24 protein-coding genes are annotated in these 26,599 nt (G+C 72.4%); 15 read left to right on the top strand and 9 right to left on the bottom strand.

Features of this window, described 5'->3' with window-relative positions:
- Positions 1 to 58 precede the first annotated feature (58 nt).
- Positions 59 to 2,824 carry an AAA family ATPase gene (locus AB0I15_RS44890; protein ID WP_358110729.1) on the top strand — a complete coding sequence of 922 codons (2,766 nt, stop codon included), beginning with the start codon at positions 59 to 61 and terminating at the stop codon, positions 2,822 to 2,824.
- On the opposite strand, the gene AB0I15_RS44885 is transcribed toward AB0I15_RS44890, so the two are convergent.
- Positions 2,802 to 5,261: a discoidin domain-containing protein gene (locus tag AB0I15_RS44885; RefSeq protein WP_358110726.1), complete on the bottom strand. Its 2,460-nt coding sequence runs from the start codon at positions 5,259 to 5,261 to the stop codon at positions 2,802 to 2,804. The two genes, AB0I15_RS44890 and AB0I15_RS44885, sit on opposite strands and share 23 nt — an antisense overlap.
- Before the next feature lie 104 nt (positions 5,262 to 5,365).
- Here AB0I15_RS44885 and AB0I15_RS44880 point away from each other — a divergent pair, with 104 nt between their 5' ends.
- The 8 genes from AB0I15_RS44880 (at position 5,366) to AB0I15_RS44845 (ending at position 13,949) form a co-directional block, all read left to right on the top strand.
- On the top strand, positions 5,366 to 6,733 hold the full coding sequence (locus AB0I15_RS44880; RefSeq protein WP_358110723.1) for a GH1 family beta-glucosidase: 1,368 nt from the start codon (positions 5,366 to 5,368) through the stop codon (positions 6,731 to 6,733).
- 13 nt (positions 6,734 to 6,746) lie between these two features.
- Complete coding sequence (locus tag AB0I15_RS44875; protein ID WP_358110720.1) at positions 6,747 to 7,985, top strand: extracellular solute-binding protein; 1,239 nt, start codon at positions 6,747 to 6,749, stop codon at positions 7,983 to 7,985.
- 18 nt (positions 7,986 to 8,003) lie between these two features.
- A complete protein-coding gene (locus tag AB0I15_RS44870) occupies positions 8,004 to 8,882 on the top strand; it encodes a sugar ABC transporter permease (protein ID WP_358110717.1) in 879 nt (292 codons plus the stop codon).
- On the top strand, positions 8,869 to 9,693 hold the full coding sequence (locus AB0I15_RS44865) for a carbohydrate ABC transporter permease (RefSeq protein WP_358110714.1): 825 nt from the start codon (positions 8,869 to 8,871) through the stop codon (positions 9,691 to 9,693). Before AB0I15_RS44870 ends, AB0I15_RS44865 begins: the two co-directional genes overlap by 14 nt.
- Before the next feature lie 15 nt (positions 9,694 to 9,708).
- Positions 9,709 to 11,160 (top strand): cellulase family glycosylhydrolase, encoded by a 1,452-nt coding sequence (locus tag AB0I15_RS44860; RefSeq protein WP_358110711.1) that lies wholly within the window; start codon positions 9,709 to 9,711, stop codon positions 11,158 to 11,160.
- 15 nt (positions 11,161 to 11,175) lie between these two features.
- Positions 11,176 to 12,417 (top strand): ROK family protein, encoded by a 1,242-nt coding sequence (locus AB0I15_RS44855; protein ID WP_358110708.1) that lies wholly within the window; start codon positions 11,176 to 11,178, stop codon positions 12,415 to 12,417.
- Between the two features lie 111 nt (positions 12,418 to 12,528).
- Positions 12,529 to 13,590, top strand: a complete 1,062-nt coding sequence (gene pstS, locus AB0I15_RS44850; RefSeq protein ID WP_358110705.1) for a phosphate ABC transporter substrate-binding protein PstS — start codon at positions 12,529 to 12,531, stop codon at positions 13,588 to 13,590.
- Between the two features lie 140 nt (positions 13,591 to 13,730).
- Positions 13,731 to 13,949 carry a hypothetical protein gene (locus tag AB0I15_RS44845; protein WP_358110702.1) on the top strand — a complete coding sequence of 73 codons (219 nt, stop codon included), beginning with the start codon at positions 13,731 to 13,733 and terminating at the stop codon, positions 13,947 to 13,949.
- Between the two features lie 96 nt (positions 13,950 to 14,045).
- Here AB0I15_RS44845 and AB0I15_RS44840 read toward each other — a convergent pair whose 3' ends face one another.
- Positions 14,046 to 14,462, bottom strand: coding sequence for an STAS domain-containing protein (locus tag AB0I15_RS44840; RefSeq protein WP_358110810.1), 417 nt, complete (start codon positions 14,460 to 14,462; stop codon positions 14,046 to 14,048).
- A 331-nt stretch (positions 14,463 to 14,793) separates the two neighbouring features.
- On the opposite strand from AB0I15_RS44840, the gene AB0I15_RS44835 reads away from it, so the two are divergent.
- The 4 genes from AB0I15_RS44835 to AB0I15_RS44820 all read left to right on the top strand — a co-directional run bounded on the left by AB0I15_RS44835 (position 14,794) and on the right by AB0I15_RS44820 (position 18,411).
- Positions 14,794 to 15,813, top strand: coding sequence for an ABC transporter substrate-binding protein (locus AB0I15_RS44835; protein WP_358110699.1), 1,020 nt, complete (start codon positions 14,794 to 14,796; stop codon positions 15,811 to 15,813).
- Positions 15,810 to 16,916, top strand: a complete 1,107-nt coding sequence (locus AB0I15_RS44830) for an iron ABC transporter permease (protein ID WP_358110696.1) — start codon at positions 15,810 to 15,812, stop codon at positions 16,914 to 16,916. Before AB0I15_RS44835 ends, AB0I15_RS44830 begins: the two co-directional genes overlap by 4 nt.
- Entirely contained in the window at positions 16,913 to 17,668 is a 756-nt protein-coding gene (locus tag AB0I15_RS44825) for an ABC transporter ATP-binding protein (RefSeq protein ID WP_358110693.1), read from the top strand. The genes AB0I15_RS44830 and AB0I15_RS44825 overlap by 4 nt, the downstream gene beginning before the upstream one ends.
- A gap of 122 nt (positions 17,669 to 17,790) precedes the next feature.
- Positions 17,791 to 18,411 (top strand): copper resistance protein CopC, encoded by a 621-nt coding sequence (locus tag AB0I15_RS44820; RefSeq protein WP_358110690.1) that lies wholly within the window; start codon positions 17,791 to 17,793, stop codon positions 18,409 to 18,411.
- Between the two features lie 168 nt (positions 18,412 to 18,579).
- Here AB0I15_RS44820 and AB0I15_RS44815 read toward each other — a convergent pair whose 3' ends face one another.
- From AB0I15_RS44815 to AB0I15_RS44790, 6 genes are all read right to left on the bottom strand, one after another.
- On the bottom strand, positions 18,580 to 18,960 hold the full coding sequence (locus AB0I15_RS44815) for an STAS domain-containing protein (RefSeq protein ID WP_358110686.1): 381 nt from the start codon (positions 18,958 to 18,960) through the stop codon (positions 18,580 to 18,582).
- Between the two features lie 433 nt (positions 18,961 to 19,393).
- Positions 19,394 to 19,747, bottom strand: coding sequence for an STAS domain-containing protein (locus AB0I15_RS44810; protein ID WP_358110683.1), 354 nt, complete (start codon positions 19,745 to 19,747; stop codon positions 19,394 to 19,396).
- A 66-nt stretch (positions 19,748 to 19,813) separates the two neighbouring features.
- On the bottom strand, positions 19,814 to 20,314 hold the full coding sequence (locus tag AB0I15_RS44805) for an ATP-binding protein (protein WP_358110680.1): 501 nt from the start codon (positions 20,312 to 20,314) through the stop codon (positions 19,814 to 19,816).
- A gap of 91 nt (positions 20,315 to 20,405) precedes the next feature.
- A complete protein-coding gene (locus tag AB0I15_RS44800) occupies positions 20,406 to 21,065 on the bottom strand; it encodes a DUF2306 domain-containing protein (protein ID WP_358110677.1) in 660 nt (219 codons plus the stop codon).
- Positions 21,066 to 21,179: 114 nt separating this feature from the next.
- Entirely contained in the window at positions 21,180 to 21,854 is a 675-nt protein-coding gene (locus AB0I15_RS44795) for a response regulator transcription factor (RefSeq protein ID WP_358110674.1), read from the bottom strand.
- Positions 21,851 to 23,359 (bottom strand): histidine kinase, encoded by a 1,509-nt coding sequence (locus AB0I15_RS44790; protein ID WP_358110671.1) that lies wholly within the window; start codon positions 23,357 to 23,359, stop codon positions 21,851 to 21,853. The genes AB0I15_RS44795 and AB0I15_RS44790 overlap by 4 nt, the downstream gene beginning before the upstream one ends.
- A gap of 111 nt (positions 23,360 to 23,470) precedes the next feature.
- Between AB0I15_RS44790 and AB0I15_RS44785 the strand changes: the two genes are divergently transcribed.
- The gene (locus AB0I15_RS44785; protein ID WP_358110668.1) at positions 23,471 to 24,898 is read left to right on the top strand and encodes a glycosyl hydrolase family 28 protein; all 1,428 of its coding nucleotides are present in this window, start codon (positions 23,471 to 23,473) and stop codon (positions 24,896 to 24,898) included.
- A gap of 72 nt (positions 24,899 to 24,970) precedes the next feature.
- On the opposite strand, the gene AB0I15_RS44780 is transcribed toward AB0I15_RS44785, so the two are convergent.
- Positions 24,971 to 25,234 (bottom strand): hypothetical protein, encoded by a 264-nt coding sequence (locus AB0I15_RS44780; protein ID WP_358110665.1) that lies wholly within the window; start codon positions 25,232 to 25,234, stop codon positions 24,971 to 24,973.
- A gap of 1 nt (position 25,235) precedes the next feature.
- On the opposite strand from AB0I15_RS44780, the gene AB0I15_RS44775 reads away from it, so the two are divergent.
- Positions 25,236 to 26,597, top strand: coding sequence for an OmpA family protein (locus AB0I15_RS44775; RefSeq protein WP_358110662.1), 1,362 nt, complete (start codon positions 25,236 to 25,238; stop codon positions 26,595 to 26,597).
- The last annotated feature ends 2 nt before the right edge of the window (positions 26,598 to 26,599 follow it).

Here is a 26,599-nt window from a genome sequence, read left to right as displayed (position 1 = left end):
AGGTCGGCGCGGCCGTCATGCGTACCATCGCGGCAGAGCTCGGATGACAGGGGGCCGCATGCGCAACCCGCAACTCCTGGGACGGGACGGTGAGCTGGCGATCCTGGACGAGCTGGTCGGCCGGTTGCCGAGGGGCGGCGGGGCGATCACGCTGCTGGGCGAGCCGGGCATCGGCAGGACGTCGCTGCTGCGGGCCGCGACCGCCCGCGCCCGCGTGGCACGGGCGCAGGTCCTGCACGTCACCGGGGTGAGCGGCGGCGCGCCGCCGTACGCGGGGCTTCGCGAGCTCCTCGGCCCGGTGATCGGTGAGGCGCGGGGGTTGCCGGAGTCGCAGCGGGCGTTGCTCGGGGCGGCGCTGCACGGAGCCCCGGAATCGGCGCCGGAGCCGCCCGCCGTGGCCGTGGCGGCGCTCACCCTGTTGACGGCGTGCGCGCCGGAGCGCCCGCTGCTGCTCGCGGTGGACGACGCGCACCTGCTCGACCGGCCCTCGTGGGAGGCGCTGCGCTTCGTCGCCCGCCGCCTGGGCCACGACCCCGTCGTCCTGGTCGCCACCGCGCGCACATCGGCCGCCACCACACGCGCCGGCACCGAGCCGCCCCACGCGCTGGAGATCCGGCCGCTGGACGACGGCACCTCGCGTGTGCTGCTCGAACGCCAGGCGCCCGCCCTCACGGTCACCGCCCGCGAACGCGTCCTGCGCGTGGCGCGCGGCAACCCGCTCGCCCTGACCCAGCTCCCCCTCGCCTGGCGGGAGCGCGGCCCGGCGGCCTCGTGGACGTCCCCGCCGGTGACGCCCCGGCTGACGGAGGCGTTCGCCGGCGGGCTCGCCGCGCTCCCGTCCCCCGCCAGAGACGCGCTGCTGGTCGCGGCCGTGGACTACGTCGGCGACCTGCCGGAGATCCTGGCCGCCGCCGCACACCTGGCCGGCCGCGAGGTCATGACCGACCTCGACACCGCAGCGGCGGCCGGCCTCGTCCACCTGGAGGGCACCGCGCTCCGCTTCCCGCACCCCGTGGTACGCGCCGCCGTCCTGGGCGCGGAGCCCCCCGCCCGGCTGCGCGCCGCCCACGACGCCCTGGCACGCGTCCTCACCACGGAACCGCACCGGCGCATCTGGCACCACGCCCAGTCCGTCACAGGACCAGAGGGCGCGCCCGCCGGCCTGCCCGCCGATCGGGCGGACGAGCTGGCCGGCCAGTTGGCCGACGTGCGTCCCGCCACGCCGAACCGTCGTGGCGTCGCCCCCGTCGTCTGGGCGCTGGAGCTGGCGGCCCGCCTCACCACCGACCGCGTCGTACGGGCCCGCAGGCTGCTCGCCGCCGCCCAGTACGCGTACGGGCTCGGCCGGCCGCACCTCGTCCACGACCTCCTCGACGCCGCCGCGCACGCGGGGCTCACGGTGGCCGACCAGACCAGGATGGAGTGGCTCCGCGACGTCTGCGACGAGGACACCCGGCCCGACCCGGCGCGCGTCACCCGGCTGTGCGCCATCGCCAGGCGGGCCGCCGCCACCGACCCCGGGGTGGCGCTCGACCTGCTGCTGGGGGCCGCGCTCCGCATCCAGCGGACCGCTCCCGGCCCGGCCGCCCAGGCCATCGTGGCCGCGACCGCCGACGCGCTGGCCGCCGCCGTCCCGGGGAGCACGGCCGACCCCCGGCACATCGCGGCGCTCGCGCTGGCCGAGCCCGTGCTCAGGAACCAGGCGGTGGCCGAGCGGCTGCCCGCCACCGCCGCCGTGGCGGATCTGCCCGACGCGGAGGGCCTGCGGCTGCTCGGCGTGGCCGCGCACGCGATCGGCGACCCGGTCAGGGCGGGGACCCTGCTCGTCAGGGCCGAGCCCACGCTGCGCGACCAGGGCCGCGCCGGGCCGCTGGCGCAGGCCCTCGTCCTGCGGATGACGAACCTGTGCCTGCTCGGCGGCTGGGAGCGGGCCACGCGGGTGGCCGAGGAGGCGCACCGGGTGCTGGCCGAGACGCGGCAGCCCGGCTGGGCCGACGCGCTCATGGCCGCGGAGGCCGTGGCCGCCGGGCTGCGCGGCGACACCGAGCGCGCGCTGAAGCTGGCGGCCAGGGCCGACGGGACGCGCCGCTTCGACCTGGTGGCGGGCGTCCGGCTGGCCAGAGGGCTCGGCTGGCTGGCCGCGCGACGCCACGACCTGGCCCATGAGGAGCTGCGGCCGCTGTTCGCCAAGCCGATCTCGGGCCTGGGCCGGGAGGCGTTCGCCGCCGTGATCCCCTATGTCACCGCGGCCGTGGGCGTCGGCCTCCTGGACGAGGCCCGTTCGGCGCTGGACAACCTGGAGGACGTCGCCCGTATCGCGCCCGCCGAGCTGCTGCACGTGCAGCTCCCGTACGCGCGGGCCGTGCTGGCCGGGGACGCCGAGGCCGAGGAGCTGTTCCGGGCGGCGCTGAGCCTGGACCTGGCCCGCTGGCCGCTGGTGGAGGCGACGACCCGGCTGGCGTACGCGGCGTGGCTGCGGCGCCACCGCCGTTTCGCCGAGTCACGGGCCGCGCGGGACGCGGCCCGTGAGACGCTGCGCCCGCTCGGGGCTCCCTTCTGGGCCGACGTCGAGCGCGACGGGACGGCCGGGGGCGAGGGCGGGCGCAGCCAGGCCGAGGACGTCCTCTCGCCGCGGGAGCTGCGCATCGCGGAGCTCGCCGCGGCGGGGCTGTCGAACCGGGAGATCGCCGCGCGGATCCATCTGTCGCCCCGCACGGTCGGCTCCTACTTGTCGGGAATGTTCCGCAAGCTCGGCGTGACCGCGCGGGGACAGCTCGCCGGCCGTCTCCAGGGCCCGGCGGTCAGTACGAGGAGTACATGGTGATCTCGTCGATCGACCACCACTTGTCGCCCGTGCCGGTCTGCGTGAACCTCACGTAGCGGGCGGTCTGCGGGGACACGCTGATCGTCTGCTTCCAGCCGAAGCCGAGCCCCGCGTCCACCGTCGTCCACGCGTTGCCGTCCAGGGAGAACTGCAGCTCGTAGCCGCGCGGATAGTCGTCCTTGATGGCCACCGGGGTCTGCAGGATCACCATCGCGATCGTGCGCGGGGAGCCCATGTCGATCCGATACCACTGGCCGGGGACCTGGTCGGCGCCGCTGTTCCAGCGGGTCGAGCCGTTCCCGTCGATGCCGCCGGCCGGCGTCCCGCTGCCGCCGGTCGAGGACGCGGTGGCCGTCCAGCCGGCCCTGCCGACGGCGACGGGGGTGAAGGTGGACAGGCCGCCGGCGTACTTGGTGATGGTCGCCGCCAGCCGGTCGTTCCTGGTGAAGGTGCCGGTGTCGAAGCGCTGGAGCTTCTCGGTGAACGTGGCGGAGCCGTCGCTGTTGATCACCGGGACCGGGGCGGGCCGGTCGTAGTAGACGCCCCAGTAGCGCTGGCCGTCGGCGTCGCTGCCCCTGACCTTGTAGGTCCAGCTCGACCAGGACTGCTGCCGCGCGTTGATGCCGGCCATCCAGCGGGCCCACACGTCGTCGTAGGAGTACAGGGCGTACTCGCCGTACAGGACGGGGACGCCGGGCGAGGCCAGCAGGCCGGGCAGGCCGGCGAGGTGGTTGGTGACGAGCTGGTTCTGCGCGGCCCAGTCCTTGGCGTTCGGCATGTCGTACGGGTGGAGCTCGTAGACGACGTTGGTCCAGCCGTACGTCGAGGGCGGGGCGATGCGGTCGTACCCGAAGAAGGCGCCCATCACGATCACGTGGTCGGGGTCGATGGCGCGGACGGCGTCGTAGAGGCGGTCGTAGTAGGCGCTCTTCACGGCGACGTCGTCGGCGTCCTCGGCCTCCTCTGACCTGGAGTAGAGCAGCGGCTCGTTGATCAGGTCGTAGCCGGCGACGGCGGGATCGCCCTCGTACCGGGTGGCGATCGCCTCCCAGATGTCCTGCACCCAGTCCTGGTACGTCGCGCTGCCCCAGAAGCCGTTGGGATCGATGCCGATGCGCCCGCAACTGGCCCACGGGCAGCCGCCGCCGGGGACGGTGTGCAGGTCGAGCAGGGTGTAGATGCCACGGTCCGCGAGCCGGTCCACCGCCCAGTCGATCCTGGTCCAGGGGTCCGCCTTCCAGGTGCCGTCGGTGTCGAGCAGCGTCATCCAGCCGATCGGCAGGCGGACGTAGTTCACGCCCAGGGCGGCGATGCGGTCGAAGTCGGTCTCGGTGATCCAGGCGTCCTGGTGCGCGTCGCGGATCTCCTGCGCGCCGGCGGCGCCGAAGCGCTGGTCGAGGGTGAGCTGGAGGCCGTAGTCGTCGTTGTTGAGCGCCACCGACATCTCACCGATCGACCACCACTTGTCGCCCGTGCCCGTCTGGTCGATCCGGATGTAGCGGCCGGCGGCGGCCGGGAAGCTGATGTTCGTCGCCTTGACGGTCCCGGTGCCGGTGGCGACCTGCCTCCAGGTGGAGCCGTCGTCGGAGAGCCGGACGGTGTAGGCGCGCGGGAAGTCGTTCTCCGAGGTGGTGTTCTTCTGCGTGTCGAGCGCGACGTGGTTGATCGTCATCCGGGCGCCCAGGTCGAGCCGGACCCACTCGCCGGACGCCTGGTCGGCGTTGGTGGTCCAGCGGGAGGCCAGGTTTCCGTCGATCATGGCGGCGGCGGCCGTGCCGCCGGACGCCGTCGCGGTCCACTGCGCGGGGTTGAACGAGGCCGCGTCGTTGAACACGTTGAACTCGCCGACCGACCACCAGTCCACGGCGCTGCTGCCGGTCTGCGTGACACGGATGTGGCGGGCGGTCACGGGGGCGAAGGTGGCCGTGGTGACCTGGCTCGCGCCGTTCCGCGCACTGATGGGGACGCCCGTCCACGTCGTGCCGTTCGAGGAGACCTCGACCGTGAAGGCGCGGGCGACGTCACCGGCCGCGAAGTCGGTGTGGTTGACGGCGATCCGGTCGAAGCGTGACACGGCGCCCAGGTCCACGCGCAGCCACTCGCCGCCGCTCTGCGGGGCGCTCGTCGTCCAGCGGGTGGTGTCGTCGCCGTCGATGGCGAGCGCGGCGTCACCCGCCGAGGCGGTGGCCGCCCAGCCGGTCCTGTCGAGCGCGAACTCCCCTAGCGGGGACATCCAGTCCTCGGCGGCGAGCCAGCCGCCGAGGTTGGTGCCCCGGAGCCCGACCGTGGCTCCCGTGCCGGCGTCCTTCTTCAGCACCGAGCCGCTGACCTTGAGAAAGTCGGTGCTGTCGAAGGCGGCCGCGGGCTGCGCGGTCGTCACGAGGGTGGCGGCGGTGAGCACGGCGGCCAGTGCGGCGGCCTGCCAACGATGATCCATTTTCCCCTCCTGGATCGGTGACAGTTGCGATGCTCCACCCTTGCGCGGACTTTGTCCACGGCTTAGCCTAAGCCGCATCAAATGAAAGCGCGGAGGATGCCGTCATGTACGCGAAGCCCGGGACGAAGGACCGCCTCGACGTACGCGCCTTTCCCGACGGGTTCGCCTGGGGGCTGTCCTCGGCGGCGTACCCGATCGAGGGCGCGGTCGACCAGGGCGGCCGTGGGAGGTCCATCTGGGACGCCTTCTCCCGCAGGCGCGGCGCGATCCGCGGCGGGGACACCGGCGACGTGGCGTGCGACCACTACCACCGGTGGGAGGCCGACCTCGACCTGCTCGCCTCCCTGAAGGTCGGCGGCTACCGGTTGTCCGTGTCCTGGAGCCGGCTGCAGCCGGACGGCCGGGGCGAGCTGAACCCGGAGGCGGTGGCCTTCTACCGGAAGGTGCTGGCCGGGCTGCGGGCCCGCGGCATCGAGCCGTTCGTCACCCTCTACCACTGGGACCTGCCGGCCGCGCTGGAGGCCGGGGGCGGGTGGGCGGAGCGGGAGACCGCCCGGCGCTTCGCCGAGTACGCCAGGCTGACGGTGACGGCGCTCGGCGACCTCGCGACCCGCTGGATCACCCTCAACGAGCCGTGGTCCTCGGCCTTGCTCGGCTACGGATACGGCAAGCACGCCCCCGGCCGGACCGACCTGACCGCCGCCGTCGCCGCCGCGCACCACCTGGCCCTCGCCCACGGCCTGGCCACCCTCGCCATCCGCGAGGCGGCCCCGTCCGCCGAGGTCGGGATCACGAACACCGTCACCCACGTCACCGCGGCGGGCGACTCAGCGGCGGACCGCGCCGCGGCCGACCGGCTGGACGCCATCACGAACCGCCTGTTCCTCGACCCGATCTACCGGGGCCGCCACGACCCGCTCACGCTGGACTGCGTGGACCCGATGGGCCTGTGGGCCCACCTGCGGACCGGCGACCTGGAGATCATCAGTACGCCCACCGACTTCGCCGGGATCAGCCACGGCCGCCCGGTGATCGCCGGCCACGACCCGGCGGCCCCCTTCGGGGTACGCGAACGCCCCGCCCTCGCACCCGCCCACCTGCACCGGGTCCTGACACGCGTCGCCTCCGACTTCACCGCACTGCCCCTCTACGTCACCGAGACCGGCACCGGCCACCCCGCCGGCGCCGCCCCCTCGGGCCAGATCCGCGACCTCGATCGCGTCCACCACCTCAGCGGCTCCTTCACCGCCGCCGCCCGCGCCCTGTCCGACGGCGTCGATCTGCGCGGTTACTTCGTGTGGTCCTTCATGGACAATTTCGAATGGGCCGAGGGGTACAGCAAGCGCTTGGGCGTCGTCCACGTCGATCACCGCACTCAGCAACGCATCCCCCGGCTCAGCGCGCACTGGTACCGCGACCTCATCGTCGCGCACGGCGGCGTCCAGGATCTGGACGCCGTTCCCGCCGCCTGAGAGGGAACGTCCGATGAGAAGACTTCGCCCCGCACCCGTCGCCCCCATCCTCGCCGTGAGCCTCATCATGCTCGCGGCCTGCTCGGAGTCCGGAGGGGGAGCCGACCGGGAGCTGACCGTCTGGATCATGGGCGACAGCTCGGCCCATTTCCAGGAGCTGGTCAGGCCCTTCACCGACAGGACCGGCATCGGCGTCGACACCGTGGCCATCCCGTGGGACTCCGCCGATCAGAAGCTCACCACGGCCGTCGCCTCCGGCAGGGGGCCCGACGTCCTGCAGATCGGCCTGTCGAAGGCGCGGGTCATCGCCGGCTCCGGCGCGCTGCTGGAGCTCGACGAGGAGACGCTGAAGGGTCACGCGAACCTGACCGCCCGGAACTTCCTCGGCGGCCTTCCCGCCGCCGATGGGAAGGCGGGCGGGAAGGCGGTGAGCGTCCCGTGGGTCAGCGACACCCGCGTGCTGTTCTACCGCACCGACGTCCTGGCCGCGAAGGGCATCACCAGGCCGCCGGAGACCTGGGACCAGGTCCGCGCCGACGCCAGGCTGCTGGCCTCCCGGGGCGCGGGCGCGTTCGGCTACTTCATCCCGCAATGGGACAGCGCCCTGCCCGTCATCATGACCTGGGCCATGGGCGGCCACATCGTGAACGCCGACGGCGAGATCGCGTTCGACACCCCGGCGTTCCGCAAGGCCGTCGACCTCTACACCGGCATGTACGCCGACCGGAGCGTGCCCGCCGACACCGACTTCGACCAGGTCCAGGGCTTCGTCTCCGGCGTCACGCCCATGCTGGTCTCCGGCCCCTACCTGGCGGGCGCGATCGCCTCGGCCGCGCCGGAGCTCGCGGGGAAGTGGGCGATCGCGCTGACCCCCGGCGACGTCACGCGCACGTCCCTGCTGGCCGGCTCCAACCTGGGCGTGTGGGGCACCACCGACGACCGGGACGGCGCGCTGCGCCTGCTCGACTACCTGGCGGACCCGCGTACGCAGCTCACCTGGTACCGGCTCGACGGCCAGCTCCCCGCCGCGAGGTCCGCGCTCGGCGAGGTCCGGCGCTCCCCGGACCCGGCGGCCAAGGTGTACTCGAAGCAGCTCGACGACGCCAGGCCGCTGCCGCAGGTCCCCAACTGGGACGGAGAGACCGGCAAAGCGCTGCTCGACACCCTGAACGCCATCGTCCTGACCGGCGCGAACCGCGACACGGCCCTGCGCGGCCTGTACGCGGCGACCGACGGCACACCGGCCCGCTGAGCAGCGCAGGGAGCCGCCATGAAACCCCCCATCGCCCCCTACGCCTTCATCGCTCCGGCGCTGCTCCTGCTGCTCGCCTTCGGCGTCCTGCCGGTCGTGGTCGCCCTGCTGGTCAGCGTCACCGACCTGGACCTGGCAGGACTGGCCGACTGGGCGAACGTCGGGTTCGTCGGCCTGGAGAACTACCGCGAGCTGCTCGCCGACCACGGTTTCTGGCAGGCCCTGGCCAACACGGGGATCTACGCGGTGTTCGGGGTCCCGGCCGTGGTGGTGGCCTCGCTGGCCGTGGCGCTGCTGCTCAACCGGAGCGAGAACCGCTTCTTCCGCGCGCTGCGGGCCTTCTACTTCGTGCCGGCCGTGACCGCGATCGTCGCGGTCTCCCTCGTCTGGGGCTACCTCTACAACACCCGGTTCGGGCTGCTCAACCACCTGCTGTCGCTCGTCGGGCTGCCGCCCGCGCAGTGGCTCGGCGACTCCGTCCTGGTGAAGTTCTCGGTCGCGCTCGTGGCCGTGTGGCGCGGCACCGGGCTGAACATCATCATCTTCCTCGCCGCGCTGAAGGGCATCCCCCGCGAATATCTGGAGGCGGCCGCGCTCGACGGCGCCTCCGAACTCCGCAAGATCACCTCGATCGTCCTGCCGCTGCTGCGGTTCGCGATCCTCTTCGTCACCGTCACCACGGTCATCGCCTGGCTCCAGCTCTTCGACGAGCCGTACGTCCTCACCAAGGGCGGGCCGCTCGGCCGGTCGACGAGCATCTCCCTGTTCCTCTACCAGGAGGGCTTCGCCGCCGGCCGGTTCGGCTACGCGGGCGCGGGGACCCTCGTGCTGTTCCTGGTCATCGCCGGAGCGACCCTCGTCCAGATGCGCGCGCGGAGGTTCGATGCGGATCACTGACTCCCGCGGCACGACCGCGGTCATCGGAGCCGTGCTGGGCGTGGGCGCCCTGATCACGGCGTTCCCCTTTGTCTGGATGGTGTCCGGGTCGGTCAAGCCGCGCTCGGAGTCGGTCGGCCACCCGCCGCGCATACTGCCGCGGGAACCCACCCCGCAGTACTTCACGCAACTGTTCGAGGAGATGGACTTCGGCCGTTACCTGGTCAACACGGTCGCGGTGGTGCTGATCAGCATGACCGGGGTGGTGCTCATGGCGATGGCCGGATACGGGTTCGCGAAGTTCCGCTTCCGGGGACGCGGGCCGCTGTTCTTCCTGGTGCTCGCCACCATGATGGTCCCGGTGCAGGTCACCATGATCCCCACCTACCTGCTGCTCGACGGCGTGCGGCTGACCGACACCCTCGCCGGGGTCGCGCTGCCGGGGCTGGTGTCGGGGTTCAGCGTGTTCCTGTTCCGGCAGTTCATCTCCACCGTGCCCACCGAGACGATCGAGGCCGCCCGCATCGACGGGGCCGGAGAGGTCCGCGTCTTCTGGCACATCGTCCTGCCCCTGTGCCGGCCGATCATGGCCGTGCAGATCATCCTGACCTTCATCGGGTCGTGGAACAGCTTCCTCTGGCCCCTGATCATCGCCACCGACCAGCGGTATTACACGCTCTCGGTCGGGGTGTCGCTGCTCAACCGGCAGATCGCGACCAATCCCTCACTCCAGATGGCCGGAGCGACCCTCATGGTCGTGCCCGTCCTGATCGTCTTCGTCGTCTTCCAGCGCTCCATCGTGCGGGGATTCACCCTGTCCGGGCTCAAGTGACCAAGGGAAAGCTCCATGATCAATCGTTTCACCGGCTTCGTTCACGCCTGCGGGGCCCGGTTGTCCGACGGCTCCGGCGCCCCGCTGCTGCTCCGCGGCGTCGGCCTCGGCAACTGGCTGCTCCCCGAGGGCTACATGTGGAGGTTCGGTGACGAGATGAGCTCGCCCCGCCAGATCGAGCGGCGGGTCGAGTCCCTGGTCGGGCCGGAGCGGGCCGCCGCGTTCTGGGCCGGGTTCCGCGGCGGCTTCATCACCGAGGACGACGTCGCCGCCATCGCCCGCCTGGGCTTCGACCACGTCAGGCTGCCGCTCAACGCCCGCGGCCTCGTCGACGAGGACGGCCGCTTCCTCGACGGCTTCGCCCGCGTCGACGACCTGCTGCGCTGGTGCGGCGGCCACGGCCTGTGGGTGCTGCTCGACCTGCACGGAGCGCCCGGCGGGCAGACCGGGACCAACATCGACGACTCCCCCGCCGGCCGGCCCGAGTTGTTCATGGACGCGCGCAACCGGTGGCTGACCGTGCACCTGTGGGAGGAGATCGCCCGGCGCTACCGGGACAGCACCGTCGTCCTCGGCTACGACCTGCTGAATGAGCCCCTGCCCAACGAGTGGCAGCACGTCTACCCCGACGAGCTCGTCGCCCTCTACCGGGACCTGACCACGGCGATCCGCGCCATCGACCAGAACCATCTGATCATCTACGAGGGCACGCACTGGGCGACGAACTGGTCCATCTTCACCGAGGTCCTCGACGCCAACTCCGCGCTGCAGTTCCACCGCTACTGGTGCCCGCCCGACCGGTCCAGCATCCAGCAGTACCTCGACGTACGCGACCGGCTCGGCCTGCCCATCTACATGGGTGAGGGCGGCGAGAACACCCCCGACTGGATCTACACCGCCCACCGCCTGTACGAGCAGCACGACATCGGCTGGAACCTCTGGCCGTGGAAGAAGCTCGACACCCTCACCTCCCCGGTCTCGGCCACCCCTCCCGACGGATGGGAGCTGATCGCCGACCCGGACGCGGCCGTCGATCCCGGCCGGGCCTGGGAGATCCTCCAGGACATGCTCGCCCGCGTCGAGCTGGGCGCCTGCCAGGAACGCCCGGAGATCGTCAACGCCGCGTTCGGGCGCGCCCCGCTGCGGATTCCCGGCTGGGGGTTCGTGGACGACTCCCCCACCTACCGCGACCGGTTCGCCGGGCGGCGGGACTGCGACGGCTGGCACCACGCCGCCGGACCGCCGTACGCGGACACGGACACGGACACGAACGCGGCCACCGAGCTGCCGGTGACCGTCCAGGCCGGGCAGGAGCTGCACTTCCCGCTCGAGAGCCGGCCGGCCGGCTGGCGGGCCGACGCCGACGAGCCGGAGGCGTTCGACATCACCTGGCGGCGGGACCGCCTGGTCGCCCGTGCGACTCGGACGGCGCACCTGCGTGCCCTCATCCTGACCGCCGCCCACTGATAGGATCCCACTCTCATGAGCGTCGAACCCGGCGGTCGGCCCGTTCTCACCCTTCCCGAGGTGTCCACGGTCACCACCCTGCGGCAACGCAACCGGGCGCTTGTTCTCAAGCACGTGATCCTGGCGCAGGAGACCACGCGGGCCGCCATCGCGAAGGACAGCGGCCTGTCCACCGCCTCCGCGGCCAACCTCGTGGCCGATCTGCTCACGGCCGGCCTCGTCGAGGAGCGCGGGTCGGTGTCCTCGCGCGGCGGGCGTCCCATCACCCTGATCGGTCCGCGCGCCGAGAGCGCGATCACGATAGGCGCCGACATCGGCGAACGCGGCGTCGCCGTCGAGATGTTCGACCTCGCGATGAACCGCATCGACCAGGAGTTCCGCGGCGGCGCCAAGGAGGAGGAGCCGGAACGGATCGGCGCCGACCTCCAGGAGGCCCTGGTGGCGCTGCGCGACCGCAACGCCGGCCGGTGGCCCACCCTGCTCGGCATCGGCCTCGGCCTGCCGGGCATGGTCGAGACCGACGCCGACGGGCGGCAGACCCTCTACGCCCAGAGCCTCGGCTGGCCCCCCGTCCCCGTCGCGTCCCTGTGCGACGCCGGCACCATCCCCGTGCTCGCGGAGAACGGCGCCAAGATGCAGGCCCGGGCGGAGTCGTGGTTCGGCAGCGCCCGCGGCGCCGACCACGCCGTCATCGCGCTCCTCGGCCGGGGCGTCGGGCTGGGCATCGTCACCGGCGGCCAACTGCTCTACGGAGCCCACTCCAGCGCGGGCGAGTGGGGGCACATGGTGATCGAGCGCGGCGGCCGGGAGTGCCGGTGCGGCAACCGGGGGTGCGTCGAGGCGTACATCGGCTCCGACGCGATGCTCGCGGAGTGGAAGGCCGCCGGAGGCGTCTTCGAGGGCACCGGCTGGCGGGCCATGGGCCAGCTCATCGGCGCCGCGCACGAGGGCGACCCGGCCGCGGCCCGGATCGTCGAGGAGGTCGTCGACTGCCTCGGGGCCGCGCTGGGCGGGCTGGTCAACCTGACGAACCCGGAACGCGTCGTCGTCGGGGGCTGGGTGGGCCTGCGGCTCATGGAGTCGCTCGGCGAGCGCATCGCGGAGGCGATCAGGCGGCACAGCCTGTCCAGGCCGGGCGGCCAGTTCACGTTGCGGGTCGCGACGTTCGGCGGGGCCTCCGTCACCACGGGCTCGGCGCTGCTGCCCCTGGAGGCCCTCATCGCCGCCGACCCCATGTCGGAGAAGGCGCTCCGCTGACCGAACGGCCACCCTGAAGCACGGTTTTGACGAGGAAATGACCCTTTCGAGCAGGAGGCTTGACGGGCGATTAACCCGGTGGACATGAGCACTTCATAGCCTCTGCCTGATATGGCAAAGCTGACATGGATGGCGCTGACCGTCGCCCTGACCGTGGCCGCCTGCGTCGCCGGACTGAGCGGAGCCGAGATCCTGACCCGCGAGGACGAGCCGCGAAGCCGCCCGATCATCGAGTCGATCTCCGGCTCCGGTTCGAGCGCCCAGAAGGGCGCGATGGACGCCTGGCGCGCCGAGTTCCAGCGGATCCACCCCGAGTTGCGCGTCGACTACCAGGCCAACGGCTCCGGGGCGGGCATCCGCGACTTCATCGCGGGCACCACCGCGTTCGCCGGCTCCGACGTCGCGATGAACCCCGCCGAGCAGGCGCGGGCCGACCGTCGCTGCGACAGCCGCGCCGTGCACCTGCCCATGGTCGTGGGCCCCATCGCCCTGGCCTACAACCTGCCGTCCACGCCGGACCTCAGGCTCTCCCCCACCACCCTGACCGGCGTCTTCACCGGCCGGATCACCCGATGGGACGCCCCGCAGATCGCCGCCGACAACCCCGGCAGGAGGCTGCCCGCCACCAGGATCCGGGTGATCCACCGCGCCGACGACTCCGGCACGACCCACAACTTCACCACCTACCTCAAGGCGGCGGGCCGCTGGCCGTACGAGCCGTCCAGGACGTGGGCCGGCTCCGGGCAGGGCGTCACGGGCTCGACCGGGGTCGCCGACGCCGTCCAGCACACCAAGGACTCCATCGGCTACGTGGAGTACGGCTTCGCCAGCAACGCCCGGCTGAGCACGGCCAAGGTGCGCAACGCCGCCGGCCAGTTCGTCGCCCTCTCGCCCCAGAGCGCCACCAAGGCCCTGGAAGGCGCCCGGATCGTGGGCCGCAGGGGCGATCTGGTGGTGAGGTTCGACTACCTCGCCAAAGGCGGCGACGCCTACCCCATCGTGCTGGTCACGTACGAGATCACCTGCTCGAAGAACACCGACCCCCTCGTGCGGGCCTTCCTGCGCTACACGGCGGGCGACGCCGGGCAGTCGTACCTCTCGCTGTACGGCTACGCCCCGCTCCCGCAGGACCTCCTCGAGAAGGTGCGCGCCCGGCTCGACGTCACGGGCTGACCGATCCCGAGGTCTGCCGGAGGGCGAGGGGGGCGGCGCCCGACGTGGACCACGGCACGGGCAAGCGTGACGGAAATGCGGCCCGCCGAGCCCCATCGCCCTCGCCCGCCACGCCAGACTGGACGATGAGAACCGACTCGATGAGGGATGAGGTCGCGATGGGCTGGCTGTCTTTGGTGGGCGGCGTGCTGCTGGTCTGCGTGGGCGCGCTGTGGACGCTGCAGGGGCTCGGCATCGTCGGCGGGAGCGTGATGAGCGGCGCGACCCTGTGGGCGGTGATCGGGCCGATCGTCGCGTTGGCCGGGGCGTGGCTGGTGTACCGCGGCGTACAGCGGATGCGCGGCGACCGCGGTCAGTGAGCCGCGGTCAGTGAGCCGCGGTCAGTGAGCCGCGGGCGGTGAACCACGGCCGGTGGGCCGTGGGCGTCGGTCGCGGTGGCCGGGTGGTGACGGCGGTCAGTGGGCTTCGGAGGCCTGAGCTCCGCCGCCGTCCGCCACGGCGCTGCGGGGCAGGTCGCCGCCGGGTGCGGGCGATCGCGCCTCCGTCAGGATGGCCGCCAGCGCGATCTCGGTGCTCGGGTGCAGGTGGAAGCGTTCGCCGAGCCGGGTGACCTCGATGAGGCGGGCCGGCGCGCCGGAGAGCGCGGTCAGGTGGATGGCGCCGCCGTTGCGCTGGGCGACGGCGAACGCGTCCAGCAGCACGCGCAGGCCGCTGCTGTCGACGAACCCGACCTCCGCCATGTCGAAGATCAACTGGTCGGCCCACGACTGGCGCACCTCACCGATGAACCGGCCCAGGGCCGGCGCGGTGGCCAGATCGAGCTCTCCGCCCAGCTTGATCACGGTCACGCCGACATGGTGCTCATAGTGCATGGAAAGCGGTGACATCGAACCCCTTGAGGTGAAGAAACGGGCGAGGCGTCCGCCAACAGGCCAGCTCACGGCAGCCTAACAACCGGAAATCGTCCTTGCCGCAATTTTGGCTCGGCCGATCGGCAAGTAGTCCGACCTGTGCAGTCACGGCGCCGAGCCGTTCTGCGTGGGTTGCTCACCACTCGACCGGATCTGCGGCGCGAACCGTGCTGGCAACATGCTGCAACTTGATAGCAATTGCGAAATATGCGCAAAATGGGCTGCTCTTTGGCACCACCTCTCACTTCCGGAGACTCACCGCATGAGCCGCCCACCCCGTCCGACCCGAGCCATGCCGATCACGAGAAGGCTGCTCGTCCTCGCGGCGGCCCTGACGCTGACCGCCTGCGCGCAGACGCCCGCCCCGCTGGAGGTCGCCGAGTCCGCCCCGAGGCCCCAGGCCGGTTTCCCCGTCTCGATCGAGAACTGCGGGCGCAAGCTCACCTTCGCCAGGCCGCCGTCCAAGGTGGTGACCGGTTACCAGCCCGCCCTGGAGACCCTGCTCGCCCTCGGTCTGGGCGACCGGATCGCCGGGCGCACCTTCTTCGGTGAGAGCGCCTTCCTGCCGGGTCAGAAGGAGCAGTACGACAAGATCCCCCAGATCTCCGACACGATCATGCCGCCGCAGAAGGAGGTCATGCTCGCCCAGGGCGCCGACTTCGTCCTGGACAACGCGATGGCCGGTTTCGACGCCGCCGGCGGGTACGCCACCGTCGAAGAACTCGACGCGGCCGGCTCACCGCCGTACATCCTGGGCGGCTGGTGCAGCCCTGAGGAGGTGCTGCGGTTCACCATCGACGACACCTACACCGACCTGCGCAACCTCGGCAAGATCTTCGGCGTCCCCGACCGGGCCGAGAAGCTGATCGGTGAACTGCGGGGCCGGCTCGCCGACGTGCGTCAGCGTGTCGAAGGCCGTACCCCCGTCAAGGTGCTGGCCGCCGACGGCGGCAAGGGCCCGGTCAACGCCTACGGCGGCTCCGGCATCACCCACCAGATGATCACCGCGGCGGGCGGCGTGAACGTGCTGGCCGACGTCAAGGGCGACTACACCGAGGTCAGCGCCGAGAAGGTCAGCGCCGCCCAGCCCGAAGCCGTCCTGATCAGCGACTACGCCACCCTGCGCGGCGAGGACATGCCGACCTCGCCGGCCAAGGCCGCAGAGGCGTTCGCCATCGCCAGGAACAGCCCGGCCGCCAAGGAGCAGCGCTACCTCGCCCTTCCGGTGGCGGCCCAGCACCCCGGCTACCGCAACATCCTGGCCGTCACCGACATCGCCCGCTTCCTGCACCCGGACGCGTTCACCCGATGACCAGCGGAATCCAGCAGGATGTGGCACCCGCCGCGCGCGTGAGCGCCGGACCGGCCCGCCGGCGCGGCGGCCGGTTCGGGTTGCTCCTCGTCGTGCTCACCGTCGCCGTGCTCGCCTCGACCTGGCTGGCGGTGAGCATCGGCGCGGTGCCCGTCGCCCTGCCCCAGGCCTGGGGCATCGTCGCCGACCGGCTCGTTCCCGGCCTGGTGCCGCGCACCTGGACGCCGGTGCAGGAGCAGATCGTGTGGGAGTTCCGGCTGCCGCGTGCGCTGCTGGCGGTCCTGGTCGGGGCCGGGCTGGCGGTGGTCGGGGCGGTGCTGCAGGCGCTGGTGCGCAACCCCCTCGCCGACCCGTTCCTGCTCGGCGTCTCCTCGGGTGCCTCCTTCGGCGCGGTGCTCATCCTGATCCTGGGTGCCTCGGCGCTGGGCGGGCTGTCGCTGTCGGCCGCCGCCTTCGCCGGGTCCCTGCTCGCTCTGGGGCTGGTGTACCTGCTGGCGCAGCGGTCCGGCCGGATCGCCCCGTCGCGGCTGGTGCTGGCCGGGGTGGCGCTGGCCTACCTGTTCCAGGCCGCCTACAGCTACGTCCTGCAAGCCGCGCAGAGCGGCCGGGCCGCGCAGCAGGTGCTGTTCTGGCTGATGGGCAGCCTCGGCGGGGCCCGCTGGCACCTGCTGCCCCTGCCGGCCGTCGTGCTGGCCGCCGGGGTGACGTACCTGCTGCTGCAGCACCGCCCGCTCAACGCCCTGGCCGCCGGGGAGGAGAGCGCCATTTCGCTCGGCGTCAACGTCAACCGCTTCCGGCTGACCCTGTTCGTGCTGACCTCGCTGCTGGTCGGCGTGCTGGTGGCCACCAGCGGCGCGATCGCCTTCGTCGGTCTCATCGTGCCGCACACCGCCCGCCTGCTCGTCGGCGCCGACCACCGCCGCGTCCTGCCCGTCACCGCCCTGCTCGGCGCCGTGTTCCTCCAGCTCGTGGACATCGCCGCCCGTACCGTCAACGCACCTCAGGAACTGGCGCTCAGCATCGTCACCGCGCTGTTCGGCGTGCCGTTCTTCCTGTGGCTGCTGCGCCGCCGCTCCGTCGACCGGGCGGTGAGCGTCACGTGAAGCTCGACCTGCACGGCGTCTCCGTCACGCTCGACGGCCACCCGATCGTGCGCGAGGCCGGCCTGCTGGCCGGCGACGGCGAATTCGTCGGCCTGGTCGGGCCCAACGGGTGCGGCAAGTCCACCCTGCTCCGGACGATCTACCGGGCGCTACGCCCCTCGGCCGGGCTCATCACCGTGGACGGCGACGACGTGCACCGCCTGCCCGCCCGCCAGGCCGCCCGGCGCACCGCCGTCCTCGCCCAGGACACCCCGCCCGACCTGGACTTCACCGTGGCCGAGATCGTCGCCATGGGCCGCACCCCGTACCGGCCCGACGCCTCGGTGGACGAGGACCTGTGCGCGCGGGCACTCGAGCGCGTCGGCCTGACCGGCGCCGCCGACCGGATCTTCGCCACCCTGTCCGGCGGCGAGAAACAACGCGCCCTGCTCGCCCGCGCCCTCGCCCAGCAGACCCGCCTGCTCCTGCTCGACGAGCCCACCTCCCACCTCGACATCCGCCACCAGCTCCAACTCCTGCACCTCGTCCGCGACCTGGGCACCAAACAGGGCATCACCACCGTGGCCGTCCTGCACGACCTCAACCAGGCCGCCACCTTCTGCGACCGCCTCTACCTCATGAACGCCGGCCGCATCGTCGCCGGCGGCCCACCCGACCAGGTCCTCACCCCCGACCTGATCTCCCAGGTGTACGGCGTGCGCGCCGTACCGCGCACCCAGCTCGTCTTCGAAAGGCTCAAGGAGGAGCGGTGATCGCGCCCAGGCGACCGGGATCCGCGGCTGATCCAACGTCCTCGTTCCGGCGCCCGGCTCGCCCGGTGCCACAGCGTCTCCCCCGGCGGCTCGCCGGGTCATCACCGACTTCGGAGTCTTCAGTGAACCCGCACATCCGCCGCGCCGTCCTCGCGGCCGCCGGCGCCGCCCTCCTGCTCGTCGCGAGCGCCCCCGCCGCGCTGGCCCACGATCGTCTCAAATCCAGCTCGCCGGCCGACAAGGCCAAGGTGAAGCAGGTGGAGACGATCGAGCTCGAGTTCACCGCCCGTATGACGCTTCCCACCATCGTGCTCGACGGGCCGGACGGGAAGTCCGTCTCGCTCGGCAAGCCGAAGGCCGACGGGACCAAGGTCACCGCACGCATCACCGAGCCGCTGGACCCGGGCCGTCATCGCATGGCCTGGCGGGTGGTCTCCTCCGACGGCCACCCGATCCAGGGCGAACTCACCTTCACCGTCACCGCTCCCCCGGCCACCCCCGCCTCCACGCCCACTCCGACCTCCACCGAGACCGCGCCGGTCGCCTCGGCGCCGGCCGAGACCGCACCGCGGTCCGCCCCCGAGCCGCCGCCCGTCACCTCCACGGCGGCGGCGCCCGTCGCGGGGAGCGAGGAGGGTTCCGGCCTGCCCGGCTGGCTCTGGGTGGCCCTGGGTGTGCTGGTGACCGCGGGGGCGGCCGTCCTGGTGGCCGGGCGGCGCAAGGGCGGCGCAGGCGGCGAGTGAACCGCGCCGCGCGTACTGACGTATCTGGAAGCGCGCCCATCCGGCGCGGGCGGATCCGGACCTCCGCCCGCGCCGGCTGCGGTCAGGCTCCTCGTCTCCTACGGCCTGGCCCCCGCCGGCCTGGCCTTCCTCGGCTCCGCCGGCAGGTGAGCGACCATGAGCGCGCGCTCAGGGTGATGGCGGGGATGCCGGGTCGGGGCCGTGCGCGTCGTTGCAGTTCGCCGATGGATACATTCGCTGGTCGGGGCCGAGCCGCCAGCCCAGCAGGGCCAGCAGGCCGGGCACGACGGGCGGGGGGTGCTGCACGATCAGCCTGCGTGGCGGGGGCAGGCCGGCGGCCGTGGTCACGATGAGCCGCAGCCCCGCGGCATCGATGAAGGTCAGCTCCGACAGGTCCAGGTGGATGTCCGCCGCGCCGAGACGTACCGCCCAGGACAGCGCGCGGGCCAGCACGGGCCGGCCGGCGCGGTCGATGTCGCCGCGCACGCGCAGCCCGAACGGGTGCACCATGGGCAGCACGTCAGCGGTCCCACGGGTTCGCTCACTCATCGCACTCCACAAAGTCGTCGCAGAGCGGAGCCGCTGCCTCGGGCGGGCGAGGGCATGGACGCGTGCCGAAACGCACACGCCGCTGGAAGATCGCGAAAACAGGAGTGCCCGGTACCGCGCGAGCGCTCAGCAGCGGCACGTCAGGCAGAGGGGGTGCAGATGTCGGGCGATCAACCTTCCCACCAGGCACCGGCCAGGCCACCGCGTCGGTCGCGGGTGATCTGGCCGGCTACGCCACCGGCGCGCCCGGCACGGCTCGCTTTACTCGGTCGCCCTCTCCCCTGCCCTCGCAGGCGCGCTTTACGCCCGCCGCATGCCCGTACCGGGTGGGGCAGCCCCGAAATCGCCCTGCCACCTGCGGCGGGCCCGCACCGGTGACTTGGCCCTGATCCGGGATCCGGCCCGGGGCGTGACGAGGACCCGGGGCCCCGGATCACGTTCTCGGGATGCCGTTCAGGATCGCCGTGATGGCCTGCTCCACCGTGTCGTGGACGGGCAGATGCGCGCTCACCTCGGTGATCTCGAGCAACCGGGCCGGCGCGCCGTGGGCCGCGGCGAGGTGCACGCGGGCGTCGTCGTCGGCGCACGTACGGGCGCAGAGCAGCAGCACGTGCAGGCCCGAGCTGTCGAGGAACGACAGCCGGCTCATGTCGACGACCACGTGATCGCCTGGCCGGCGGACGCGGCCGAGGTAGTCGGCGAGCTGCTCACAGGAGGTGCGGTCGGCCTCGCCCGCGATCGCGATCACACTCATCCGCGGGAGGTGCTGATGGGTCAGCCCGAGCATCGCGGACGATGGTCTGGCCGGGACGGCGGGGAGAGCGGGTTGCCACAAGGCGCCCATGCACGCACCCTAGACCTCCGTCAGTGGGACCGACAGCCCGGGCTTCGTCCGAGAGGGGTGCGCCGGCCGCTCCCCTCTCCTGATCACCTTGCCGACGACGACGGCCGACCGGCAGGCCGCGGCCAGGGGCCGGTCGACGCGCATCCGCAGCAGGGAGCCCTGGGCGCTCCGTTGGAGGACCACGTCGTCGCACACATGCTGGATCACCCACAGGCCGAACCCGTGCGAGGCGGTCGGATCGACGCGGGCGGCCCGCAGGTGTTCGTGGGTCAGCAGACCGGCGACGTCGAGCACGTCGACGATGACGCCGTCGCCGGTGTCCAGGGCGGTGACCATGCCGGCCTTGCCGCCATGGTCGAGCACGTTGGTGACCGCTTCGTTGACCGCGATCACGAGGCCCTCCAGCCTCTCGCCGGTGAGCCCGCCGCGCTCGCCGTGGGAGCGGATCAGCTCCCGGATCAGGGCGAGGTCGGCGCTGATGGGCCACCGCAACTCGAACTCGACTCTCATGATCACCCGCCTGCGGGGGGTCGGGGTGTGAAGCCGCAGACGCGATTCCTGCTTTCCCCCGCCGGAGATCGTCAAACGACAGGCCCTCGGCTCACGCGGACGCGGCCGCCGCCCCGCCGCCCGCGACGGCGGGCCGGCTCCTGATGACCAACTCGGCCACCAGCAGGTTGACCACCCAGCTCACCCACGCCCCCGACATGTACGCGTCCTCGAACGACACCCCGGCCATGGGCACGAAGACGAGCCACATCCGGAACGTGACCGCGGTGAAGATGAGGGCGTACGACCTGGTGATCCAGGTCCGGTGCCGGTTCACCTGGCGACGCCGGATGGTCACGAAGGCGGCCACGGAGGTCAGCAGCATGAGCACCGCCAGCGCGCCGAACCCCAGGGCCGCCACCACACCTGTGTACGAGGTCGGCGCCAGCAGCAGCCCGCCGATGCCGGCCGCCACCGCGCCCGTCAGGTACACACGGCCGGTGACGCGGTGCACGACGGGAAGCCGCCGCCGCAGCCGGCTCACGAACTGCACCGGCCCCAGCACCAGCGCCACCACCCCGCCGGCCACGTGGAGAAAGAGGGAGCCCTGGTTGGCGAGGTACACCGCTTTCTGCTCCTCCAGGAAGACGTCCGGATCGAGCGTGAGGTAGGGGGCGACCAGCAAGGTGATCGCGGCGGCCAGGACGGTGATCGCCGCCCAGCCCGCGCGGCGGGCCGGCGACGCGGTGGAGGCGCTGACGGGTCTCTTCATGGCCGCTGACGCTACGGATCGGCCTTCCGCGCCGCGTCCCCCCGCCGGGGTCGGCGACCGTACCTCCGAGGGGGTACGCGACCCCGAGCGGGCCGGGGGCTCCTCGCGCGCGGCTCAGGGGCGGCCTTCGTCCATGTGGCCGCTCTGGTAGGCGATGACGACGGCCTGCGCACGGTCACGAGCGCCGATCTTGGCGAGGATGCGCTTCACGTGGGTCTTGGCGGTCGACTCGGCGATCGCGAGCAGGTCACCGATCTCCTCGTTGGAGTAGCCCTCGGCGATGAGGCGCAGCACCTGCCGTTCGCGTTCGGTGAGCTGGGCCAGCCGCGAGCGATGGGCCGCCGGCTGGGCGGGCGTGTCGGGCAGTCCGGCCACGAACCGGCCGATGAGGTCGCGGGTGACCGCGGGGTCCAGCAGCGCGTCACCCGCGGCCAGGGTGCGCACGGCGTCGATCAGCCGCTCGGGCGAGGCGCGTTTGAGCAGGAAGCCGCTGGCGCCGGCCCGGAGGGCGCCCCACACGTACTCGTCGTACTGGAACGTGGTGAGCACGAGCACGCGGGCCGGCAGTCCGGCGGCGACGATGCGCCGGGTGGCCTCGATGCCGTCCAGGCCGGGCATCCGTACGTCCATCACGACCACGTCCGGCGCGAGGGACCGGCACAGGGCGACCGCCTGCAGGCCGTCGCCCGCCTCGCCGACCACCTCGATCCCGTCGGCGGTGCCGAGCACGACCGCGACCCCGGCCCGCAGCAGCGCGTCGTCGTCGGCGAGCAGCACCCGGACACTCATGCCGACGGCTCTTCCGGCCGCCCGGGAACACCATCACCGGGCAGCAGGCCACCCCCATCGGGCCTGGAGACGCCACCCCCAGGCACCGAACCGCACCCCTCCGGCACGGACCTGTCACCCCCCGATAACGAACCACCACCCTCCGACGGCAAGGCGGAACGCGCGGGCAGCGAACCACCATCCTCGGACGGAGAAACGGGACCCGCAGGCGACGAACCACCACCCTCCGACGGCGAGGCAGGACCCGCAGGCAGCGAAACCTCCGGCGCGGGGGCCGTGCTCCCGGCTGGCGAGTCCCGCCACTCCGATATGGAGGCGGCCTCGCCGGGTGGCGGGGCGTGGTCGTCGGGCGTGGGGGTGGCGCCGGCGGGTAAGGGGAGGACGGCGTGCAGGTGGAAGCCGCCCGTGCCGGACGGTCCGTGCTCCAGGGAGCCGCCGAAGAGGGCGACCCGTTCACCGATGCCGAGCAGGCCGCGCCCCGGCTGGTAGCCGGAAGGCGAGCCGCGGCCGTCGTCGCGTACGTCGATGCCGAGCGAGCCGCCGTCGCGGCGGACCGTGACGGTCGCGGAGGTCGCGTCGCCGTGTTTGAGCGCGTTCGTCAGGGCCTCCTGCACGATCCGGTACGCCGACAGGTCCAGGCTACGAGGCAGCTCCGACAACCCTGGGGCCACCCGGACCCTGACCCCGATGCCGGCCTCCGTCATACGCCGGGCCAGTTCGGGCAGGCCCGCGAGCCCGGGCCGGTCGGCCTCGCCGTCGTCCTCCGGGCTGTCGCGGCGCAGCACCCCGAGCACCCGGTCCAGCTCGCCGAGCGCGGCGCGGCCGGTCTGCTCGATGCCGGACAGGAGCTCGCGCGCCTTGGCGGGGTCGCGGTCGATCACCCTCCGCCCTGCCCCCGCCTGCACCAGCATGACGTTGACCGTGTGCCCGACCAGGTCGTGCAGTTCGCGGGCGATGCGGGCCCGCTCCTCGGTGACGGCCTGGCGCCGCATGAGCCGCCGCGCGACGAGCTGCTCCTCGCGCCGCCGCGCCGTGCCGTACCCGACGAGCCAGGCCAGCAGCCATACGAACACCACCCCGCCGATGGACGCCGGCCGGGGCGTGGGCCGGACGGCCGCGAAGTAGCCGGCGATGGCGATGATCATGAAGACCAGCCCCCAGCGGGCCCGCAGCCGCGTCGCGTGCAGCCCGACGGAGTACACGCCGATCTGGTTCGCGTACGGCGCCAGCACGCTGGGGGTCACGCCGACGACGCCCGCGATGAGGGCGGCCCCGTTGAGCACGAACGCCAGCAGCGGCGTACGGCGGCGCAGCGCCAGGCCCACCGCGATGCCCGTCCCGCTGGCCACGGAGAGCGGCAGGCTCGCGGCCGGCAGAGGCGCCACCACGAGCCGTTCGACCAGGAACAGGGTCAGGAAGAGCGCGCCCAGGGCGCCGTCGGCGATCAGCGCCGTGGCGCTGCGCGGGGCGGCCGCGCGTAATCGGTTCCAGGCATCCTCGACCATGACGCCGGACGCTACCGCACCCGCGTCGCGCGGGAGCCGACCCATCACCTCACAATTAACTTCGTCAAGATTTGAATTCCATCCGGCCGGCGCTTACGCTCAAAAGATCCGATGTCTCCGCACCCCCCGGTGGTGACCATGCCCTCTCGGCGATTCGTGTTGAAGGCCGGCGGCGCGCTGGCGGCGACCACGCTCGTCCCCGGAACCGCACCGGCGCAGGCCCGAACCGAGTCATCCGATCCATGGCACCAGGTCCCGCACATTCTGCGGAAGATCCGGCCGCCTCGCTTCCCTCGCCGAAGGTGGGATGTCACGTCGTTCGGCGCCGTCGGGGACGGCGTGACCGACTGCACCGCCGCGTTCAGGGCGGCGATCGCCGAATGTCATCGCCGCGGCGGTGGCCGGGTCGTGGTCCCGCCGGGCCGCTTCCTCACCGGCGCCGTCCACCTGCTCAGCGATGTCGAGTTGCACGTGTCCGAGGGCGGCGTGATCGCCTTCAGCACGGATCCGAACGCGTACCTGCCGGTCGTGTTCACCCGGTGGGAGGGCACGGAGTGCTACAACTACAGCCCCTTCATCTACGCCCACGGCCGGCGGAACGTCGCGATCACCGGCAAGGGCACGCTCGACGGCCAGGCCAGGCAGGGCCCGTGGGAGAGCTGGTACGCCGGCGGCGGCCCCCAGGGCGGCGACCAGCGGGCCCTGCGCAAGATGGGCGACGACGGCGTACCGGTCGGGCAGCGCGTGTTCGGGGCCGGTCACTTCTTGCGCCCCGCCATGATCCAGTTCGTGAAATGTCAGAACATCCTGGTCAGCGACGTCACGATCCTCGAACCACCCATGTGGACCGTGAACCCGGTCCTGTCCACGAACGTCACCGTACGCGGCGTCACCGTCGTCAGCACGCTCTACAACACCGACGGCTGCGACCCCGAGGCGTCGTCGTACGTGCACATCCACGACTGCCGCTTCAACACCAACGACGACTGCGTGGCGGTCAAGTCGGGACGTGACGCCGACGGCCGCAGGGTGGGCGTGCCCAGCGAGAACATCGTCGTCCAGGACTGCCTGTTCTCCGGCCGCTGGGGCGGCATCACGGTCGGCAGCGAGATGTCGGGCGGTGTCCGCAACGTCTTCGCCGAGCGGTGTGTGATCAACTCACCGGACTTCCCCGGGAACCACCCGGTGAAATACCCCGTCTACATCAAGGCCAGCAAGAAGCGCGGCGCGTACGTGGAGGGCGTCCACGTACGCGACTTCACCGGCCGGAACGTGGACCGCGAGGTGATCTTCGTCAACATGGCCTACAACAGCAGCGAGGGCGGCACGGAGCCGGTGTCGGTGCGCGGCATCCGGATGGAGCGGACCCGGATCGACGGCGCCGACGCCGTGCTCAACCTGGTCGGCCTGGACACCGACCACCTGTCCGACGTGCGCCTGGACAGGTGCGTGTTCACGAACGTGGCCGGGCCGGACAAGGTCGCGTTCACCGACGGCCTGCGGCTGCGGAAGGTGTTCGTGAACGGGGTCGAGCAATGAGCCGCCGCCCCGCCTCCGTTCACCCATCCACCCCATGACACCGCCCGCCCCAGCGGTCGCATCCCGAACGGATTAGGCGATCGGGGACGAATGCGGCATCATCTCCCGGATGAACGCGCGGATCGCCGTCCCCCTGATCACCCTGATCGCGGTCTCTGCCTGCGGACTCGTCCCAGAGGCCGCGCCGCCCGGCTCCGCGCCACCCGGTTCCGCGCCGCCGACGGCGTCCTCCCCGAGCGCGCCCGCGCCGACCACCGGCACCCCGGAGCCCACCGACAGCGGTACGAGCGCCCCGGAGCAGGACACCCGCCCGGCCCTGGCGACGACCAGCAGCACGATGACCGAGCACCTCAAGGTCGACCTCGTCGCACTGAACCGGGTCGCGGCCAAGCATCTGATCGCCCAGGTCAGGCTGACCAACACGGGCACCGACGAGAAGCTGCCGTGGACCGGCGAGATGGGCGACGGCACCCGCCCGCTCGGCCGGATCCGCTGGGCGTCCGGCATCGGCGTGCTGGACACCCAGGCACGCGCCTGGATCCTGCCCTACCAGCCGGCCGACTTCCCCTGCCTGTGCAGCGACCAGGACCGTGACGGCCTCCCCTACTTCATCGACCCGGGCCGGTCGATCACCCTGTACGCGGTCATGCCCGCCCCCTCCGGCAACCCCTCGGCCACCACCGTGGTCACCCCTGTGGGCCCGCCGATGGCCGACGTCCCGATCAGCGACGAGCCCCCGGTCGCGCCGGCCGGCATGATGATCCCCGATCCGGACGCCGAGCCCGTCACGACCGTCATCCGCCCCGTCGTGACGCCGTCCGAGTCGCTCGACAAGTCGGAGGAGACCGCCGACGACGGCACGGACCTGCACGTCAGCCTCTCCTCCGACGTGCTGTTCGCGGTCGACGAGGCCACGCTCACGCCCAGGGCGAAAGCGGTCCTGGCGCGCACCGCAAAGCTCATCGACGCCTCGACCGGCTCCACCGTGAAGGTGGAGGGGCACGCGGACTCCTCCGGCACCGACGCCATCAACAATCCCTTGTCGGCCCGCCGCGCCCAGGCCGTACGCCGGGCGTTGTCCGCCCTGGTCACCAAGCGGGACATCGGTTTCCAGGCCAGGGGCTACGGCTCCCGCCGCCCCCTCTACAGCAATGACACCGACGAGGGCAAGCGGCGCAACCGCCGCGTCACGGTGTCGTTCGCCAAGCCCCAGCCGGCCGCGACCTCCGTCGCGCCGTCCGCGACGGCCGCCCCCGGGGCGACCGGCCTGACCGGCACCGGGAAGGCGGACGGCCAGCCGATCGCCATGGAGGTCACCGGCCTGCGGCGGCTGCCGGGCGGCCTCGGGCTGCTGACCTACCGGATCACGAACGAGGGCGACGGCGAAGCCTGGTTCAACGAGCTCCACCAGTCGCGGGACTGGATGTCGTTCAAGTACCAGGCCGCCCACAACGTCACGCTGACCGACGTGCCGGCCCGCCGCCGGTATCTGCCCGCCCGCCTCCAGGTCCCGGACGACGACGGCGGCCTCGACTCCTACTGCGCCTGCTCGGGCCTGTCCGGTGTGCGACTGGGCACCGAGAAGTTCGGCCCGGGCCGGCAGCGGGAGTTCTGGAGCCTGTTCGCCGTGCCCGAGGAGGCCACCACGCTCAAGGTGAAGATCGCGAGCTTCCGCGATCTGCAGGTGCCGGTTCGGTAGCC

The organism is Nonomuraea sp. NPDC050643, from assembly GCF_040654715.1.
Taxonomy (GTDB): domain Bacteria; phylum Actinomycetota; class Actinomycetes; order Streptosporangiales; family Streptosporangiaceae; genus Nonomuraea.
The sequence above is the reverse complement of the archived record's forward strand: the minus strand, read 5'-3'. Positions and strand labels throughout refer to the sequence as shown.

Coding starts and splice junctions, on each gene's coding strand:
- AB0I15_RS44800 (WP_358110677.1), bottom strand. CDS start 21,065: ATGAAGAGACCCGTCAGCGCCTCCACCGCGTCGCCGGCCCGCCGCGCG.
- pstS (WP_358110705.1), top strand. CDS start 12,529: ATGGCAAAGCTGACATGGATGGCGCTGACCGTCGCCCTGACCGTGGCC.
- AB0I15_RS44805 (WP_358110680.1), bottom strand. CDS start 20,314: ATGAGAGTCGAGTTCGAGTTGCGGTGGCCCATCAGCGCCGACCTCGCC.
- AB0I15_RS44880 (WP_358110723.1), top strand. CDS start 5,366: ATGTACGCGAAGCCCGGGACGAAGGACCGCCTCGACGTACGCGCCTTT.
- AB0I15_RS44790 (WP_358110671.1), bottom strand. CDS start 23,359: ATGGTCGAGGATGCCTGGAACCGATTACGCGCGGCCGCCCCGCGCAGC.
- AB0I15_RS44785 (WP_358110668.1), top strand. CDS start 23,471: ATGTCTCCGCACCCCCCGGTGGTGACCATGCCCTCTCGGCGATTCGTG.
- AB0I15_RS44875 (WP_358110720.1), top strand. CDS start 6,747: ATGAGAAGACTTCGCCCCGCACCCGTCGCCCCCATCCTCGCCGTGAGC.
- AB0I15_RS44885 (WP_358110726.1), bottom strand. CDS start 5,261: ATGGATCATCGTTGGCAGGCCGCCGCACTGGCCGCCGTGCTCACCGCC.
- AB0I15_RS44835 (WP_358110699.1), top strand. CDS start 14,794: ATGCCGATCACGAGAAGGCTGCTCGTCCTCGCGGCGGCCCTGACGCTG.
- AB0I15_RS44840 (WP_358110810.1), bottom strand. CDS start 14,462: ATGCACTATGAGCACCATGTCGGCGTGACCGTGATCAAGCTGGGCGGA.
- AB0I15_RS44865 (WP_358110714.1), top strand. CDS start 8,869: ATGCGGATCACTGACTCCCGCGGCACGACCGCGGTCATCGGAGCCGTG.
- AB0I15_RS44890 (WP_358110729.1), top strand. CDS start 59: ATGCGCAACCCGCAACTCCTGGGACGGGACGGTGAGCTGGCGATCCTG.
- AB0I15_RS44815 (WP_358110686.1), bottom strand. CDS start 18,960: ATGAGTGAGCGAACCCGTGGGACCGCTGACGTGCTGCCCATGGTGCAC.
- AB0I15_RS44810 (WP_358110683.1), bottom strand. CDS start 19,747: ATGCTCGGGCTGACCCATCAGCACCTCCCGCGGATGAGTGTGATCGCG.
- AB0I15_RS44775 (WP_358110662.1), top strand. CDS start 25,236: ATGACCGAGCACCTCAAGGTCGACCTCGTCGCACTGAACCGGGTCGCG.
- AB0I15_RS44855 (WP_358110708.1), top strand. CDS start 11,176: ATGAGCGTCGAACCCGGCGGTCGGCCCGTTCTCACCCTTCCCGAGGTG.
- AB0I15_RS44860 (WP_358110711.1), top strand. CDS start 9,709: ATGATCAATCGTTTCACCGGCTTCGTTCACGCCTGCGGGGCCCGGTTG.
- AB0I15_RS44870 (WP_358110717.1), top strand. CDS start 8,004: ATGAAACCCCCCATCGCCCCCTACGCCTTCATCGCTCCGGCGCTGCTC.
- AB0I15_RS44830 (WP_358110696.1), top strand. CDS start 15,810: ATGACCAGCGGAATCCAGCAGGATGTGGCACCCGCCGCGCGCGTGAGC.
- AB0I15_RS44795 (WP_358110674.1), bottom strand. CDS start 21,854: ATGAGTGTCCGGGTGCTGCTCGCCGACGACGACGCGCTGCTGCGGGCC.
- AB0I15_RS44845 (WP_358110702.1), top strand. CDS start 13,731: ATGAGGGATGAGGTCGCGATGGGCTGGCTGTCTTTGGTGGGCGGCGTG.